This window comes from Rhodococcus sp. 06-462-5 (assembly GCF_002258315.1).
Lineage (GTDB): Bacteria > Actinomycetota > Actinomycetes > Mycobacteriales > Mycobacteriaceae > Rhodococcoides.
This window is the reverse complement of sequence record NZ_NOYD01000046.1, coordinates 134,382-148,039: the sequence shown is the minus strand read 5'-3', so window position 1 is coordinate 148,039 and position 13,658 is coordinate 134,382. Positions and strand designations below refer to the sequence as shown.

The 13,658-nt window shown below is 64.6% G+C and carries 13 protein-coding genes; 7 read left to right on the top strand and 6 right to left on the bottom strand.

Annotated features, from left to right (window positions below; genetic code table 11):
* Positions 1–12: 12 nt before the first annotated feature.
* Positions 13–525 carry a MarR family winged helix-turn-helix transcriptional regulator gene (locus tag CH251_RS20600; protein WP_373454974.1) on the bottom strand — a complete coding sequence of 171 codons (513 nt, stop codon included), beginning with the start codon at positions 523–525 and terminating at the stop codon, positions 13–15.
* Positions 526–602: 77 nt separating this feature from the next.
* Here CH251_RS20600 and mgrA point away from each other — a divergent pair, with 77 nt between their 5' ends.
* Positions 603–1,637, top strand: a complete 1,035-nt coding sequence (gene mgrA / locus CH251_RS20595) for an L-glyceraldehyde 3-phosphate reductase (RefSeq protein WP_094614798.1) — start codon at positions 603–605, stop codon at positions 1,635–1,637.
* Between the two features lie 113 nt (positions 1,638–1,750).
* Positions 1,751–2,740 (top strand): NAD(P)H-quinone oxidoreductase, encoded by a 990-nt coding sequence (locus tag CH251_RS20590; protein ID WP_094614797.1) that lies wholly within the window; start codon positions 1,751–1,753, stop codon positions 2,738–2,740.
* A gap of 75 nt (positions 2,741–2,815) precedes the next feature.
* Here CH251_RS20590 and CH251_RS20585 read toward each other — a convergent pair whose 3' ends face one another.
* Positions 2,816–4,021 (bottom strand): cysteine desulfurase-like protein, encoded by a 1,206-nt coding sequence (locus CH251_RS20585; protein WP_094614935.1) that lies wholly within the window; start codon positions 4,019–4,021, stop codon positions 2,816–2,818.
* A gap of 176 nt (positions 4,022–4,197) precedes the next feature.
* On the opposite strand from CH251_RS20585, the gene CH251_RS20580 reads away from it, so the two are divergent.
* From CH251_RS20580 to CH251_RS20560, 5 genes are all read left to right on the top strand, one after another.
* On the top strand, positions 4,198–4,782 hold the full coding sequence (locus tag CH251_RS20580) for a bacterial proteasome activator family protein (protein ID WP_094614796.1): 585 nt from the start codon (positions 4,198–4,200) through the stop codon (positions 4,780–4,782).
* Between the two features lie 81 nt (positions 4,783–4,863).
* Positions 4,864–5,700 (top strand): ABC transporter permease, encoded by an 837-nt coding sequence (locus CH251_RS20575; RefSeq protein ID WP_179273498.1) that lies wholly within the window; start codon positions 4,864–4,866, stop codon positions 5,698–5,700.
* Between the two features lie 11 nt (positions 5,701–5,711).
* Positions 5,712–6,518: an ABC transporter ATP-binding protein gene (locus CH251_RS20570; protein ID WP_094614795.1), complete on the top strand. Its 807-nt coding sequence runs from the start codon at positions 5,712–5,714 to the stop codon at positions 6,516–6,518.
* Positions 6,511–7,413: a glycosyltransferase gene (locus tag CH251_RS20565; RefSeq protein WP_094614794.1), complete on the top strand. Its 903-nt coding sequence runs from the start codon at positions 6,511–6,513 to the stop codon at positions 7,411–7,413. Before CH251_RS20570 ends, CH251_RS20565 begins: the two co-directional genes overlap by 8 nt.
* Before the next feature lie 51 nt (positions 7,414–7,464).
* Positions 7,465–8,328 carry a TylF/MycF/NovP-related O-methyltransferase gene (locus CH251_RS20560; protein WP_094614793.1) on the top strand — a complete coding sequence of 288 codons (864 nt, stop codon included), beginning with the start codon at positions 7,465–7,467 and terminating at the stop codon, positions 8,326–8,328.
* On the opposite strand, the gene CH251_RS20555 is transcribed toward CH251_RS20560, so the two are convergent.
* The 4 genes from CH251_RS20555 to CH251_RS20540 form a co-directional block, all read right to left on the bottom strand.
* Positions 8,329–10,221: a glycosyltransferase gene (locus CH251_RS20555; protein ID WP_094614792.1), complete on the bottom strand. Its 1,893-nt coding sequence runs from the start codon at positions 10,219–10,221 to the stop codon at positions 8,329–8,331.
* A 111-nt stretch (positions 10,222–10,332) separates the two neighbouring features.
* Entirely contained in the window at positions 10,333–11,166 is an 834-nt protein-coding gene (locus CH251_RS20550) for an alpha/beta fold hydrolase (protein ID WP_094614791.1), read from the bottom strand.
* Positions 11,163–11,768, bottom strand: coding sequence for a TetR/AcrR family transcriptional regulator (locus CH251_RS20545; RefSeq protein ID WP_094614790.1), 606 nt, complete (start codon positions 11,766–11,768; stop codon positions 11,163–11,165). Before CH251_RS20545 ends, CH251_RS20550 begins: the two co-directional genes overlap by 4 nt.
* The gene (locus CH251_RS20540; RefSeq protein ID WP_094614789.1) at positions 11,765–13,567 is read right to left on the bottom strand and encodes an amidohydrolase family protein; all 1,803 of its coding nucleotides are present in this window, start codon (positions 13,565–13,567) and stop codon (positions 11,765–11,767) included. Before CH251_RS20540 ends, CH251_RS20545 begins: the two co-directional genes overlap by 4 nt.
* Positions 13,568–13,658 lie beyond the last annotated feature (91 nt).

Genomic DNA, 13,658 nt, shown 5'->3' with positions numbered 1-13,658 from the left:
ATCGTCCGCCCCTCATCGTCGCGGTGTCGATCCGGACGCGTCCATTGCGGCGTCGACCTTCTCGAAGATGTCGCCGAGCACCTCGAGTTCGTGGGGCGAGAGGATGTCGATGAGGTGCTGGCGGACGCTGCGGACGTGAGTGGGTGCCGCCTCCGCCAATCGCCGGCGACCTTCCTCGGTGATCACCGCGAGCACGCCCCTACCGTCGTTGACGCAGGTACTGCGAGTCACCATGTCCTGGAGTTCCATTCGCCTGATCTGATGCGTCAGGCGACTCCTCGAGGACAGAACGCCGTCGGCCAGCTCACTCATTCTGATGGAGCCGTCGATCGATTCCGACAACATCACCAAGATTCGGTATTCCGCCATCGACAGGTCGTGGCGATCCTGCAGATCCTTGTTCAATACCCCCATCAATCGTTGCCCGCCGTCCATATAGGCGCGCCATGCTTTCATTTCCGCAGTGTCGAGCCACTGCGGGTCCCCCCCGGGACCTATGGCTATTTCGGCCGTCACGCGTGTCATCTTAGGCAAGAAATCTACCGGCGAGTAGGTTGACGCGGTTCGAGGCCCTGTTCGGTGCAGCGCCCTATGGTCGACGTATGACCGATCCCAACATCGACCCGCCGTACGTTGCCGCCGCCGATCGCTACGAGTCCATGCTCTTCCGGCAAGTGGGGTCCCGCGGGCCGAAGCTACCGGCGATCTCGCTGGGGCTGTGGCACAACTTCGGTGACGACGTACCACTGATGAACCAGCGCGCGATCCTGCGTCGCGCATTCGATCTCGGTATCACGCACTTCGATCTGGCCAACAATTACGGCCCGCCGTACGGCAGCGCGGAGAAGAACTTCGGCCGCATCTACTCCGAGGATTTCGCCGGATACCGCGACGAGCTGATCATTTCCAGCAAGGCCGGCTGGGACATGTGGCCCGGCCCCTACGGCTTCGGTGGCTCTCGCAAATACCTGCTGTCCTCGCTCGAGCAGTCGTTGACGCGGATGCGACTCGACCACGTCGACATCTTCTACAGCCACCGGCCCGACCACGACACCCCGATCGAAGAGACTGCAGGCGCACTGATCAGCGCTGTCCAGCAGGGCAAAGCGCTGTATGCGGGCATCAGCTCGTACAAGCCCGAGGGCACGCAGAAGATGGCAGACCTTCTCGCCGACGCGGGCGTTCCCCTGCTGATCCATCAGCCGAGCTACTCGATGGTCAATCGGTGGATCGAACCCGAACTGCTCGACACCCTCGACGCGGTGGGCGCGGGCGTCATCGCGTTCTCACCTCTGGCCCAGGGCATGCTCACCGACAAGTACCTCGACGGCGTCCCGTCGAATTCGCGAGCAGCGCAGGGCAAATCCCTGAATCCGGACTGGCTCACCGACGACCACATCGGGCACCTCCGGGCGTTGAACGACATCGCCTCGACTCGCGGCCAATCCCTCGCACAACTCGCCCTGAGCTGGGCCCTGCGCGACCCGCGCGTGACCTCGGTACTGATCGGCGCATCGAGCGTCGAACAGCTCGAGAACAACGTGGCGGCGCTGAAGAACCTGGACTTCAGCGACGCAGAACTCGCCGAGATCGACACGCATGCGGAGGACTTCGGAATCAATCTCTGGGACCTGTAAGTGCCTGCGGCAGTGGCGCGGCTAAGTGCTCCAGAGGGCACCTAACCGCGCCACTGCTCATCTGGGTCGTTCCGCAGGCTCCACTCCTGCCGCCGGAGGCGCACTATGGAGACATGCGTGCCATCACACTGAAAGAATTCGGCGACCCCGACGTCATGGAATGGACCGAGGTTCCCGACCCACGTCCGAGCCGCGGGCAGGTGATCGTCGACGTCTCGGCCACCGCCGTCAACCGTGCCGACCTCATGCAGCGTCAAGGCAACTATCCGCCGCCCCCGGGGGCCAGCGACATTCTCGGTCTCGAGTGCTCGGGCATCATCTCAGAACTCGGTGAGGGCGTCAGCGGCTGGAACGTCGGCGACAGGGTGTGCGCCCTGCTGGCCGGCGGTGGCTACGCCGAGCAGGTCGCCGTGCCCGCCACCCAGCTCTTCCCCATTCCGCAGGGCCTCGATCTGCATGTGGCAGCAGCACTTCCGGAGGTGGCCTCGACCGTGTGGTCCAACCTGGTGATGGATGCCCACATGCGTTCGGGCCAGGTGCTGCTCGTTCACGGCGGCGGCAGCGGAATCGGAACGCACGCAATCCAATTGGCCAAGCAGATGGGCGTCACCGTCGCCGTCACCGCCGGATCGAAGTACAAGCTGGACATGTGCGCAGACCTCGGAGCCGACATCCTGATCGACTACAAGAACCAGGACTTCGTCACCGAGATACGTTCGCAGACAAAGGATCACGGAGCCGACCTGATCCTGGACAACATGGGAGCGAAGTACCTCGACCGCAACATCGACGCGTTGGCCATGGACGGCACAGTCGTCACCATCGGCATGCAGGGCGGCGTGAAGGGCGAGCTGAACTTCGGCAAACTCCTCGCCAAGCGGGGCTCGGTGCATGCAGCCGGGTTGCGCGGCCGACCCGAAACCGGGCCGTCGAGCAAAGCGAACATCGTCGCAGACATGACCGCACACCTGTGGCCGATGATCTCCGAGGGCCGCGTCACCGCCGTCGTACACGCCGAAATCCCGATAACCGAAGCCCCGCAAGGACATCGAATGCTCGACGAGGCCGAGACCATCGGCAAGGTGATCCTGCGCGTGCAGTGATGTGCGCCTCAGGTCGTGCATAGAAGTTCGTAGCCCACTACGAACTTCTATGCACGTGCGGCGGAGCCGCTCCCGCTAGAGGGCGAGGGCGGACAGCGCTGTGACGAGCTGATCGATCTCGTAGCGGGTGGTGTACGGAGCCAGACCGATGGTGACGGCACCACCCTCGTCGTTGACGCCCAATGCGTCGAGCAACCGACTGCCACCGTGGACTCCGCTGACACTGCCGATTCTGGCCTGCGCGAGTTGCTCGGACACCTTCACCGCGGGCATGCCCTCGACGGTGAAGCTCAGGGTGGGAATGCGCGTCGGTGCATTGCCCAGCACCATGACGTGGTCCAGGGAGTCGAGCGCCTTCATCAAGTAATCGAAAAGGCCGTCGTGGTAATGCTGCAGCGATCCGATCGACAGCTCGAGGCGCTCGCGACGCGTCCCGGTTGCTGCGTCGTCGAGATTGGCCAGGTAGTCGATGGACGACACCACGCCGGCCAACAGCGCGTACTGATGCGCGCTGACCTCGAGCCTTTGCGGCCCCTTGGCCGACGGGTTCAGCGACATCGAGGGCAACTGTTCCAACAGCGTCGGATCGCGGAAGATCAGCGCACCGACCGACGGCCCACCCCACGCGGCGGTGTCGATCGCGACGACGTCGGCCCCGAGTTCTTTGATGTCGACGTGGGCGTAGGGGGCAGCTCCGGCCGCGTCGACCACGATCAGCCCACCGACCTCGTGCACCAGATCCGCTGCGACCCGAACATCGGGCGCGCTACCGACGATCGGCGACGCCGCCGTGACCGCGACGAGCCGAGTGGTGGAGGTGATGAGGTCGTCGAACTGCCAAGTGGGCAACTCGCACGTATCGATCTCGACCTCGGCCCATCGCACGTGCGCGCCGGACCGGCTGGCGACCCGCAGCCACGGCGCGACGTTCGCTTCCTCGTCCAACCGCGAAAGCACCAGACCGGTTCCCAGCCCCAGCCGCGAGCTCATCGAATCCGCGAGCCAGGACAGCAGCGTCGCGCGGTCAGGACCGATCACCACACCGGACGGATAGGCACCGACCAGATCGGCGATCGCCACACGAGCGGACTCCAGCAGAGCTGCACTGCGCTTTGCCGCGGTGTTGCCGGCCGAATGATTGGAGGCACTGTGTCGGAACGCGGTGGACACAGCGGTGGACACGCGGTCCGGGATCAGCATGCCCAGCTGAGGGTCGAGATGAATCCACCCGTCACCGAGCGAGGGGATGGACCCTCTCACTCGCGCGACGTCGTAACCCATGCCGGACACTCTAAGCGCCGACCGGTGCAGCATGTGTTCCACGTCCTGTTTCGCCAGGGAACGGTTGCCCACCTCGCACGCTCGATCCTCCCGGCCTCCACTTGTTCCCGACGACCGGACCAGGATAATCGCCCCAGACGATCGCGCAACGGCGAGCGAGGCGTAAAGATGGATATATGACTCAATCCGAGCCGAACAGCGCACCCGACGACCATGTTGTTGTGATCGGCCCCAATGGAGAACCGCTTGCCCTGAGCCGCGAGGAAGCGACGGCCGCTGCGGCCCGCGCCGCCGGATCCTCCGCGAACGAGGGATCGGACGACGGCTCGGGCCTGTCGGAGATGGTCGAGCAGCCCGCGAAGGTGATGCGTATCGGCACGATGATCAAGCAGCTTCTCGAGGAGGTGCGCGCCGCACCGCTCGACGACGCGAGCCGGACGCGGCTGAAGGAAATCCACAAGTCGTCCATTCACGAACTCGAACAGGGCCTTGCACCGGAGCTGCGCGACGAGCTCGAGCGCCTGGTACTGCCCTTCGGCGACGACGTGGTCCCCACCGACGCGGAACTGCGCATCGCGCAGGCTCAGCTCGTCGGGTGGCTCGAGGGCCTGTTCCACGGCATCCAGACAGCCCTGTTCGCTCAGCAGATGGCCGCCCGTGCCCAACTCGAGCAGATGCGGCAGGGCGCGTTGCCTCCCGGTGTGATGGGCGCTCCTGGTGGCGCGGGTCACGGTGGTAGTGGTACCGGCCAGTACTTGTAAAGAGTCGACACCTGTGAAGAGGTAGTGTCAACCGTCGTGTCGGCACCAGCGAAGGATCCCGAGAGCGAGGCAGGAGAACAGATGCCTGCTCCGATTTCGGACTCACAGACTTATCGGCGGGCTTTCGGCGATCTCAGAACCGGTTTCAATCAGCGCGAGCTGTGGCTGCATCTCGGCTGGCAGGACATCAAGCAGCGTTATCGCCGGTCGGTGATCGGTCCGTTCTGGATCACCATCGCCACCGGTGTGCAGGCGATTGCCATGGGTTTGCTGTATTCGGTTCTGCTCAACATCGATCTGCGCGAGTTCCTGCCGCACGTCACGGTCGGTCTGATCATCTGGAACCTCATCAGTGCCGCAATTCTCGAAGGCGGAGACGTCTTCGTGGCCAACGAGGGTCTGATCAAACAGCTCCCCAGTGCGCTGAGCGTGCACGTCTATCGCCTGGTGTGGCGTCAGTTGCTGCTGCTCGGCCACAACATGCTGATCTACGTGATCATCATCGCGATCTTCTGGCCCGAGGGCGGGCTGCACTGGACCGTGGTCTTCGCGATCCCGGCGCTGGTGCTGATTCTGCTGAACGCGGTGTGGGTGTCGATCCTGTTCGGCATCGTCGCCACCCGCTACCGCGACATCGCCCCGATCCTCGGAAGCTTCGTCACGCTGATGTTCTTCATGACGCCGATCGTGTGGACCACCTCGGGACTCGAGTCGATGGGCGGTGAGGCCGCGAACCGCGCCAAGCTCGTCGAGATCAACCCGCTCTTCCACTACCTCGACATCATCCGGGCCCCCCTGATCGGCGAGGATCAGCAGGCGTACCACTGGTACATCGTGCTCGGCTTCACCGTGGTCGGATGGGCGCTGGCCATCGTCGCACTCAAGAAGTACCGGGCCCGCGTGCCCTACTGGGTTTAGGGGTATTCGAGTTGTCCATCAGCATCAGCACCCACGACGCGTGCGTCGACTTCCCCATCTTCGACGCCAAGACACGGTCGCTGAAGAAGGCGTTCCTCGGCAAGGCCGGTGGCGCGATCGACCGCAACTCCTCCGACGTCGTCGTCGTGGAAGCTCTCAAGAACATCACGATGAACCTGAAGGACGGCGACCGCGTCGGACTGGTGGGCCACAACGGTGCGGGCAAGTCGACGCTGCTGCGTCTGCTCTCGGGCATCTACGAGCCGACGCGGGGCAGCGCGACCATCCGCGGCCGCGTCGCGCCGGTGTTCGATCTGGGCGTCGGTATGGATCCGGAGATCTCCGGCTACGAGAACATCATCATCCGCGGCCTGTTCCTGGGGCAGACCCGCAAGCAGATGCTCGCGAAGATGGACGAGATCGCCGACTTCACCGAACTGGGCGATTACCTCGACATGCCGCTTCGTACATATTCGACGGGCATGCGCGTGCGCGTCGCGATGGGCGTGGTCACCAGCATCGACCCGGAGATCCTGCTGCTCGACGAGGGCATCGGGGCCGTCGACGCGGAATTCATGAAGAAGGCTCGGCTGCGACTGCAGGAGTTGGTGAAGCGCTCGGGAATCCTGGTGTTCGCCAGCCACTCCAACGAATTCCTGGCTCAGCTGTGCGATACCGCGATGTGGATCGATCACGGTCAGGTGCGGCAGCAGGGCGGCATCGAGGACGTGGTGCGGGCATACGAGGGCAACGACGCGGGCGATCACGTCGCGCAGATCCTGAAGGAAATCGAGCGCGAGGACAACGCCGGTGGCTGACAAGATTGTCGGCGTCATCGTCACGCACAAGCGGCGTGAGTTGCTGGCTCTGTCGTTGGAGGTCATCGGCGCGCAGACGCGTCCGCTCGATCATCTGGTCGTCGTCGACAACGCCGATGAGCCCGCTGTACGCGAACTGGTGGAATCGATCGACCTGCCGACGACGTATCTCGGCTCGCAGCACAATCTCGGCGGCGCAGGCGGGTTCGCGCTCGGGATTCTGTACGCACTCTCCCTCGGTGCCGATTGGGTGTTCCTCGCCGACGACGACGGCCGCCCCGAGGGCCCGAAGGTACTCGAGACCCTCTACGACTGCGCCCTCACCCACGGACTCGACGAGGTCTCCCCCGTCGTCTGCGACATCGACGATCCGGACCGATTGGCCTTCCCGCTGCGACGCGGTGTCGAATGGCGTCGGCTGCGATCCGAATTGATCGACCCGGCGAACCCGGACGACGATCTCCTCGAAGGCATCGCCTCGCTGTTCAACGGCGCTCTGTTCAAGGCGTCGACGATCGACGCGGTGGGCGTGCCGGATCTGCGTCTGTTCGTCCGCGGCGACGAGGTGGAAGTGCACCGTCGGTTGCAACGCTCGGGCCTGAAGTTCGGCACCTGCCTCACCGCCGCCTACGTCCACCCCAACGGGGCCGAGGAATTCAAGCCGATCCTCGGTGGCCGGATGCACACGCAGTACCCGGAGGACGCGACCAAGCGCTACTTCACCTACCGCAATCGCGGCTACCTGATGTCGCAGCCCGGCATGCGAAAGCTGCTGCCGCAGGAGTGGATTCGCTTCACCTGGTTCTTCCTGATCACCACCCGCAACCCGAAGGGTCTTGCCGAGTGGTTCCGGTTGCGCGGGCTGGGCCGTCGGGAACACTTTCGTAGGCCCTGACGCTGCCGCCATGGGGTGCGCGCACCCACGTGATACCGCTACCGTGTGCCCATGACGGAACCTCGGAAGCTCGCTGATCGCATCAAGTCGTCGGCACGGGAAAAGCTTCAACGAGCGATCGGCGAGGTTCTGGCTCAGCAGACCGCACAGCTGGCCGAGCAGACCAGCGATCAGCAGGCGAAATTGCTCGAGGTGGTCGAGCGGCAACGTCGCGAGATCGCGGACCTGCACACGTTCGTGCGCGGGCTCGAACATCGCACGCGCCGCGATCTCTTCTACGCCTCCGAGGTGGAGGCGGCCGCGCAGAGCGCCGAATTCGCCGAAGAGATGATGCCGCTGACACCGACGTTTCTGGGGCCGCACGCGACACTGCGATTCGCCCTCGGCGAGGTCTCGGTTCGCGGCATGGCCCTCGAGTTCGGCGTCGCCAGCGGGACGACGCTCGAGATCATCGCCGAGGAATTGAGCTCGCGTAAGGACATCACCGTCGTCGCCGGATTCGACGTCTTCTCCGGCCTACCCGAGACCTGGCGCACCGGATTCCCGAAGGGGCTGTTCGAGCAGGAGAACATTCCCGAGGTGCCGGGCGCGCAGATCGTCCCCGGATTGTTCGAGGATTCTCTGCCGGGCTTTCTGAAGGGTCACCACGAGAAGTTGGCGTTCCTGCACCTGGATGCAGACCTGTACTCATCGACGGTGACCGTGCTGGATCTGGTCGCCGATCGACTCGCCGTCGGCACGGTCATCGTGTTCGACGAGTACTTCAACTTCCCCGGCTGGCGCAACCACGAGTACCGGGCGTGGACGGAATTCGTCGCACGCACCGGCACCGAGTTCGATTACCTGGGCTACACCGCCGACAACGAACAGGTCGTCGTACGCATTCGCACGGCCCCGAAGGTCCGCGCGAAATAGCTACTGCCCGTACAGGCGAGCCCAGTTCTCTCGGCTCGTCAGCTGCGGCACGGCGGCGCGGTACGACGCGGCGACGGTGGGCGTCTCGGTGCGCAGACGCTTGAGTGCGGTCACGCCGCGCTTGAGCAGTTCGGTCGCATGCGCCTTGTTGCGCTTGCGAACTCGGACGCCTTCCTGCGAGCGATCGGTGACGATCGCGTGGGAGAAGAGCGATACATGCCACCAGTGTGCGTCGTCGGCCGAGATGGCGACCGGGCCAGGATTCACGGTGCCACGCCACTGATTGAGCACGCGCTTGGCCAGGACCGCGAATTCCATGCTCTTCTTCGGATGTGGACCGGCGGGGGTGATGAACATGTCGGCCGGACGCACCCCGGGAACGTCGTTTGCGTTGTGGCGCTTGGTTTCTCCGTAAGCAGCGCGCTCACGTCTGATGGAACCGGCTGCGTCCATTCCGCCGTCGAGCAAATATTCCGGCCCGGCCAGAAAGTCCTCGACGGCCTTGATCAGCGTGTACGCCATGCCGTACTGCATCGACACCAGGTACCGCAGCAGATCGGTGAACAGCTGCTTGGCGAGCGCGCGCCCGTCGAGTTCGATGTGCAGAGCTGCGGTGATCATGCCGTTGCGCAGGTTGAAGTAGCGGTGCCACTCGTCCCAGTCCTTCCACGCGAAGTCGGCATGCCACACCGCTGCGCCCGGAAGCGTCACGGTGGCGAATCCGTTTGCGCGTGAACGGTATCCGTACTCGATGTCGTCCCACTGGAAGAACAGCGGCAGCGGATAGCCGACCTGCCCGACGATCTCGGACGGGATGAGGCACGACCACCAACCGTTGTAGCCGGCGTCGACGCGGACGTCCTGCTGCCGCTTGCGCTTGAACGCACTCTTGTCCGAGATCGCGTTCTTGACGTGCACTCCGGCTTCGAGCTTCTGCAGGTTCGCCACCTCGGCACCGACGTGCACGCGATCGGGGTGCAACAGGTACAGCATCTGGGCGCCGATGATCGCCGGCTCGACGGTCATGTTGGCGAACGAGTTCATCCGGACGATCGCCTCGGGCTCGCACAGCACGTCGTCGTCCATGAAGATCACGTTGGCCGGATCGCCGCCCTTGCCCTGCACCTCGTAGAGCCCGCGCGTGAATCCACCTGCGCCGCCGAGGTTGGGCTGAGTGATGTAGACGAGCTTGCTGCCGAGCTCGGCCGCGACGCGCTGGAACTTCTCGCGTGTCTGCACCTGGTCGGTGCCCTGATCGACGACGTAGACGTTGTCGACACCGAGCAGAGCGATGGGATCGTCGGCCATGGCGGCAACGGTGTTGGCGCAGTCGTCGGCGCGGTTGAACGTGCAGATCACCACCGAGGTGGGACGCAGCTTCTCCGGCGCGGCAACGGTCCATTCCGCGTCCTGCACCGACAATTCACTCGAGGTCGTGGTGAAGCGGACGTACAGCGCACCGCCGTCGAGGAACTGCGTCGTGGCGACGGGAACAGCCACCTGAGTCGACGCGTTCGCGGAATCGACCGTTGTACTGGCCATCGTGCGCTCGTGGCCCTTGTAATCGGTGGCCACCAGATCGATCCGGCCGGCACCGGCGACGCTCGCCCGGAACACCACCTCGGTGACGGTGGTCCACCGCTGCCAGTAGCTGGCCGGGAACCGTCCGAAGTAACTGTTGGTGTGCACCACGCTTCGCTTGGCGATCCGAACGCCCGTACGGGTGCGCTCGGCATTGCCCTTGCCGACCGAGCTGTACATATCGGCACTGACCAGGGGCGACGGACCGTCGAACAGCAGTCTCTGGACTGTCAGTTCGGGCTCACCGTCACCGCCGGCAACAGCCGACGAATTCGACGCGGAGCCGAGACGATCGAGAGCAGTGCCGTCCATACCGAGAAGTACCCCATCCAGTTCGAGTAGTGGCTCTGTGCGGCCGTGGAGAGAAGAAGACCACTGACCATGGTTGCACAGCCCCCGACCGATCCGTCCGACGCTCGCCGTCTACTCCGCTTCCCGCACCCTCGCCATCAGCACGCGAGCGGCGTCGATCGGGTGCGTGTACGGCCACCAGTGGCCCGTATCGACCCGAACGACGCGCAGGTCGGGGATCCATCGATCCAGACCGTCGGTGAGATTCGGCGAGAGCATGCGGTCGCGAGTCGGGACGACCACGGTGGTCGGGACGGCGCACTGCGGGGCAGGTCCGCCGAGCAGACGCCTCAGCACGTTGGCGCGGTACAGGGCGATGCCGCGCTGCTGGTCGGCCACCGTCGGGGTCGGCTCGCCCTCGGCATTCAGGCGCGCCAGCAATCCCGGAACCCGGGTGCCCAGCACGGGCACGTGGAACCCGAAGACGTACCAGGACCGCGCCAACTGGCCGAGCAGCGACGGCCAACGCTGCGGTCGCACCAACCGCGCCCGCGCCACCTGCCGCAGGTGGTCCAGGCTCGGGCCGGACACCGACGTGTACGACGCGAACCCGGTGGATGCGCGAGGCGAGGCCATCGCCTCCCACATCTGGACCGACCCCCAATCGTGAGCGAAGACGTGCACCTTCCCGGTGAGCCCAGGAATCGACTCCACCACCGCAAAGGCGTCGCGCGCCAGTTGTTCGATGGACACGTCCGCTGCGGGCTCGAGCACGGACGCTCCGCTGCCTCGCGTGTCGTACGTGATCACTCGAACCTGATCGCCGAGTTCGGCGATCAGCGGATCGAACACGTGACGGTTGTCGGGATAGCCGTGCACCAGCAGCACCGTCGAGCGCGCCTCCGGATTCCCGTACTCGACGACGGGAAGTTCTGCGCCGGGCGTGCAGACAGTCCAGTTGCTCATCCTGCGTCGCTCAGGGCGTGCAGAGTGCCACCGCGCAACAGGTGCGCAATCATTTTCAGCCGCATGGCCTCCTGCTCGGGTTGCGGATGCACCACGGCGGCCAACGCCTCGCCGTCGAGTAGATGCACCACGCTGAAGATCACCGTCTCCAGATGCCGTGGATCCAGCACACCTGCGACCGGTAGCGTACGAGCGAGTTCGGCGATCTGCTCGTGATAGCGAACGGTGAAGGGCTGCAGCCTTTCTCGCAGCTCATCGTGACTGCGGGCGGCGGTCAGTAGCTCGTACCACGCACCGTTGATCGGGGCGCGGCAGGCAGCCCTGAGCAATTCGAGGCAGTGTTCGATCGACGCGCTACCGAAACCGGACAGTCCATGACGGAACTCGACGAACTGGCGGCGGCGAACCTCGTCGGCCGCGGCGACGATCAGGTCGAGCCTGGTGTCGAAATGCCGGAACATGGCACCGGACGACACCCCTGCGCGGCTGACGATCTCGCTGACACTGGTTGCGGCATAGCCCTTCTCGCACAACGACGCGATCGTCGCGTCGAGCAGTTTTCCGATCGTCTCGGTTCGACGCTGTTGTTGACTCGGGCTCACACACGCTCCCGGCGACGCGGAGCGGTTGGAGTGCCTGCCCGCAGGAAGCTACCGGCCCGCTCCGACACCCCGAACCACGGAGCGAAGACGCCGCCGGAGAACACCACTCGGCCCGCGACCAGGGTGGCGGCGACAGCGCGATCGTTGCGGTTGACCATCCGGCTCAGACCACCGAACTCCGGCATGGTCTCCTCCCGGTAGGCCAGAACCTCCTCGTCCAGCCCTTCCGGATCGATTACCACGATGTCGGCACGATCACCCACCCGCACGTGTCCGGCGTCGACGCCGTAGAAATCGGCCGGCTCGCCGCTGAGCTTGTGCACTGCCTTCTCCACCGTCATGAACGGTCGGCGATCGTGACGCGCGTCGTGCACGCGGTGCAGCAACCGGATGCCGAAGTTGTAGAACGCCATGTTGCGCAGATGCGCGCCGGCGTCGGAGAAACCCACGGTGACCCCGGGCTGGTTGATCAGCTTGTCCATCTGACGCTTGCGATGATTCGCGACCGTCGTGTGCCAGCGCAGCTTCCGGCCGTGTTCGACCACCAGATCGAGGAACGCGTCCACCACGTGCACACCTCGTTCGGCGGCGACCTCGGCGACGTTCTTGCCGACGACCGACGCGTCGGGGCACTCGGTGATCTGGGCGTCGGCGAAGTCTCGATGCCAGACGCGTGAGCTGAACTTCTTCTCGAAATCGGCGCGGAACCAACGGCGGTACGCCTCGTCCGAGAGCAACTCGTTGCGTCCCAATTCTTCTCGTAGATGAAGAGCGGCTCGGCCCGAGCCGAACTCCTCGAACACCACCAGGTCGATGCCGTCGGAGTAGACGTCGAACGTGGTGGGCAGGTGCTGCCAACGGAACTGGCCCTTGCCCGGCCCGTTGACCATGCGAGCGAGCGGGCCGAAGACGCGATGAATCCAGGGCGACGCCTTCGCATCCGCCGCGGCGAGCAGCGAGATCTTGAGTGGAATGCGGCCGATGCCGGTGGCCGAGGCGAGGAAGAACAGCATGTCGTACTTGGTGTTCAGGTTCGGAATGCTCTGCAGCAGACGGCCGCGTCGACGCAAGATCTTGTGCAGCGCACGGAATTCGCTCCACCGTGCGTACGAAGACGGCAACGACCGAGACCGGTACCGATCGCCGTCCAGCTTGTCCCACGGATTGGTCATGGTCGACATTCCGAGCAGTCCGGCGTCCAGTGCCTGCTCAAGCGCGTCCGACATGGCGCGCCACTCCTCGCGGGTGGGCCTCTGACTGCGATCGGTCGATCGATCCAATCCCATCACGTGCGCCCGAAGATCCGAATGTCCAACCAGAGCAGCGATATTGGGACCGAGAGGCAGGCGCTCGAGCGCAGCGATGTATTCGTCGGGCGTGGTCCACGTCTTGTGCGTATCGACGGCTTTGAGCACATGATCTCGCGGCAACGCCTCGACCCGACTGAAAAGATCCGCGATGTCGACCGGAGTGGAGTAGAGCGTCGACAACGAACAGTTCCCCAGCAGAACCGTCGTGACCCCGTGCCGGACGGACTCTTCGAGGCCCGGACCGACGAGCACCTCTGCGTCGTAATGGGTATGGACGTCCACGAAGCCCGGCGTGACCCACTTGCCGGTGGCGTCGACCACCTCGGTCGCCGGGCCCGCCTCGAGCGGCGCGGAGGACACGGCCCGCACCACACCGTCGACGATGCCCACATCGGCTCGAACTCCGGGACCGCCGGACCCGTCGTAGACGGTGCCGCCGGTGATGACGACGTCGAAAGAAATGTTCGAGTTCAATGTGACCTCCGTCATAGTGTCAGGCCAATCTAACTTAGAGAGTGGTCACTCGCAATAGTTTGTTTCCCACCAACACCTGCGGGTCACACGCGTCGACGTTTCGGTT

What these genes read in the sequence shown, in the direction of transcription:
- CH251_RS20575 (WP_179273498.1), top strand. Translation starts at nt 4,864, where the DNA reads ATGCCTGCTCCGATTTCGGACTCACAGACTTATCGGCGGGCTTTCGGC.
- CH251_RS20590 (WP_094614797.1), top strand. Translation starts at nt 1,751, where the DNA reads ATGCGTGCCATCACACTGAAAGAATTCGGCGACCCCGACGTCATGGAA.
- CH251_RS20555 (WP_094614792.1), bottom strand. Translation starts at nt 10,221, where the DNA reads ATGGACGGCACTGCTCTCGATCGTCTCGGCTCCGCGTCGAATTCGTCG.
- CH251_RS20585 (WP_094614935.1), bottom strand. Translation starts at nt 4,021, where the DNA reads ATGGGTTACGACGTCGCGCGAGTGAGAGGGTCCATCCCCTCGCTCGGT.
- CH251_RS20560 (WP_094614793.1), top strand. Translation starts at nt 7,465, where the DNA reads ATGACGGAACCTCGGAAGCTCGCTGATCGCATCAAGTCGTCGGCACGG.
- CH251_RS20600 (WP_373454974.1), bottom strand. Translation starts at nt 525, where the DNA reads ATGACACGCGTGACGGCCGAAATAGCCATAGGTCCCGGGGGGGACCCG.
- CH251_RS20580 (WP_094614796.1), top strand. Translation starts at nt 4,198, where the DNA reads ATGACTCAATCCGAGCCGAACAGCGCACCCGACGACCATGTTGTTGTG.
- CH251_RS20550 (WP_094614791.1), bottom strand. Translation starts at nt 11,166, where the DNA reads ATGAGCAACTGGACTGTCTGCACGCCCGGCGCAGAACTTCCCGTCGTC.
- CH251_RS20540 (WP_094614789.1), bottom strand. Translation starts at nt 13,567, where the DNA reads ATGACGGAGGTCACATTGAACTCGAACATTTCTTTCGACGTCGTCATC.
- mgrA (WP_094614798.1), top strand. Translation starts at nt 603, where the DNA reads ATGACCGATCCCAACATCGACCCGCCGTACGTTGCCGCCGCCGATCGC.